Here is a 2,647-nt window from a genome sequence, read left to right as displayed (position 1 = left end):
CAGCACCGACGGGATGTTCTCCAGTCCCTCCAGGCGAAGCACCTCCTCGACCAGATCCGCGGGCAGGGTCAGGTCGGGGCGCCATGCCGGGGCGGTCACCTCCAGCAACACCGCGTCATCGCCGGCGACGGTGCACCCGATCTGCTCCAGACGGCGGCGCGTGGTCCCCGCCGGATACCCGACCCCCGCCACCCGCGAGGGGCGCTCGGGATCGAACGCGATCGTCGGCATCACGGGCGCCGAGCCGACGTCCGTGAGAGAGGCCTCCACGGAGCCACCCGTGATCTCGGCGAGCAGGGTGGCCGCGCGGTCCAACGCCGCGATCGACGCGGCGGCGTCGACCCCACGCTCGTAACGCTTGCCCGCCTCGCTGGGGAGCTTGTGGCGGCGGATGGTCCGGAACACCGCGAGGGTGTCCCACACGGCGGCCTCGAGCAGGACGTCGGTCGTGTCGGCGGAGACCTCGGTGCTGGCGCCACCCATGACGCCCGCCAACGAGATCGGGCCGCGGTCGTCGCAGATGACGACGTCCTCGGGGTCGAGCGTGCGCTCCACGTCGTCGAGGGTGGTGAGCGTCTCCCCCGCGCGTGCCCGGCGGACGACGAGCCCGCCCTGCAGGCGCCCCGCGTCGAACGCGTGCATCGGGTGCCCCAGCTCGAGCATGACGTAGTTGGTGACGTCGACGGCCGGGGAGATCGGGCGCACGCCCGAGAGCAGCAGGCGGCGCGCCATCCACCACGGGGTCCGCGCGGACGGGTCGACTCCCGTGACCCGGCGCAGGGCGAACCGCTGGGCACCGGACTCGGCGGTCACCTCGAGCGGCCAGGTCTCCTTCTCCGACGGCAGCCCGAGCTCGGCCGCGGGGTCGGCGAAGTCCAGGTCGAACCCGCACGCCAGCTCGCGGGCCAGGCCGCGGGCAGACAGGCAGTAGCCCCGATCCGGCGTCACGTTGAGTTCGATCACGGTGTCCCGCTCGCCGGCACCCGCGGCCAACACCGGGCCGGCGGGGTCCCCGGGCTCGGCGGTGCCCTCGGCGAGGACGATGATCCCGCTGTGGTCGGAGCCGATCCCCAGCTCGGAGGCCGAACAGATCATGCCCTCACTCGGCTTGCCGTAGGTCTTGCGCTTGCCGATCTCGAACCCGCCCGGCAGGACGGTGCCCGGTAGGGCGACGACGACCAGGTCGCCTTCCGCGAAGTTGCGGGCGCCGCACACGATCTGCTGCGGCTCGTCACCGCCCACGTCGACCAGACAGAAGCGGATGGGCTTCTTGAAGCCCTCCAGCTCCTCGATGGTGCTGACACGGCCGATGGTGAGCGGGCCGTCGACCTCGGGCAACTGCTCCGGTTCACCCTCCACCTCGAGGCCGACGCGCACGAAACCGGCGTCGAGCTCGGCCGGGCTGACGGACCAGCCGTCGTTGGCCCGCTGCAGGATCTCGGTCAGCCAGGACTGCGCAATTCGCACTGTGGGGTCCTTCGTCTTCGGGGGTGGGGGTGGATGCGGCGGGTCAGGAGCGGATGCCGAACGGCAGGGAGAAGCGGACGTCGCCCTCCACCATGTCGCGCATGTCGGACAGGCCGTTGCGGAACTGCAGGGTGCGCTCCAGGCCCATGCCGAACGCGAAGCCCGAGTACTCCTCGGGGTCGATGCCGCAGGCCGTCAGCACGTTGGGGTGCACCATTCCGCAGCCGCCCCACTCGACCCAGCCGGCGCCGCCCTTCTTGCGCGGGAACCACACGTCGACCTCGGCGGAGGGCTCGGTGAACGGGAAGTAGTTGGGCCGCATCCGGGTGCGGGTCTCCGGACCGAACAGGGCGCGGGCGAACGCGTCGAGCGCGCCGCGCAGGTGCGCCATGGTCAGCCCCTTGTCGATCGCCAGGCCCTCGACCTGGTGGAACACCGGGGTGTGGGTGGCGTCGAGTTCATCGGTGCGGAACGTGCGGCCCGGGCAGGCCACGTAGATCGGCGGTTCCCGGTCGAGCATGGTGCGGATCTGCACCGGCGAGGTGTGGGTGCGCAACACCTGCCGGCTGCCCTCGGGCGCGATGTGGAAGGTGTCCTGGAGGGTGCGCGCCGGGTGGTCGGGAAGGAAGTTGAGCGCATCGAAGTTGTAGTGCTCCGCCTCGACCTCGGGCCCCTCCGTGATCTCCCACCCCATGGCCACGAACACGTCCGCGACCTGCTCGGTGATGATGGTGATGGGGTGCTGCGCGCCCACCGGCGCGCGCCCCGACGGGACCGTCAGGTCGAGCGTCTCGGCCACGAGGACGGCGGCGTCCCGCTCGGCCTGCAGTTCGGCCAGGCGGGAGTCATACGCCTGCTGGACCCGGGTCCGTGCCACGTTGACGGCCTTGCCCGCGGACGCCTTCTGCTCCTTGGGGAGAGAGCCGAGGGTACGACGACCCAGGGCGATGGGGCTGCGGTCACCGAGGTGCGCCGTCTTGGCGGCGGCCAGCGCCTCGAGATCCGCCGCGGCGGCGAACGCGGCCTCGGCGTCCGCGGAGTACCGCGCCAGCGACTCCTCGTCGATCCGGACCTCGCCTGTGTCTTCGCTCACCGGTGCCCTCGTCCTCCCCGTCACGGCGGACTTCCGCCGACCGCCCCGCATCGGGGCCAAGACTAGTCGATCACCGGTTCCGCCCCC

Annotated in this window: 2 protein-coding genes; both read right to left on the bottom strand. The window is 71.9% G+C overall.

Features of this window, described 5'->3' with window-relative positions; genetic code table 11:
- The coding region (gene pheT / locus G6020_RS13260; protein ID WP_182610942.1) for a phenylalanine--tRNA ligase subunit beta at window positions 1-1,467 on the bottom strand (1,467 nt) is incomplete at its 3' end.
- A gap of 43 nt (window positions 1,468-1,510) precedes the next feature.
- Window positions 1,511-2,560: a phenylalanine--tRNA ligase subunit alpha gene (gene pheS, locus G6020_RS13255; RefSeq protein ID WP_120285900.1), complete on the bottom strand. Its 1,050-nt coding sequence runs from the start codon at window positions 2,558-2,560 to the stop codon at window positions 1,511-1,513.
- Between the last annotated feature and the right edge of the window lie 87 nt (window positions 2,561-2,647).

It is taken from the genome of Dietzia sp. B19 (genome assembly GCF_014145155.1).
Classification (GTDB): domain Bacteria; phylum Actinomycetota; class Actinomycetes; order Mycobacteriales; family Mycobacteriaceae; genus Dietzia; species Dietzia natronolimnaea.
The sequence above is the reverse complement of the archived record's forward strand: the minus strand, read 5'-3'. Positions and strand labels throughout refer to the sequence as shown.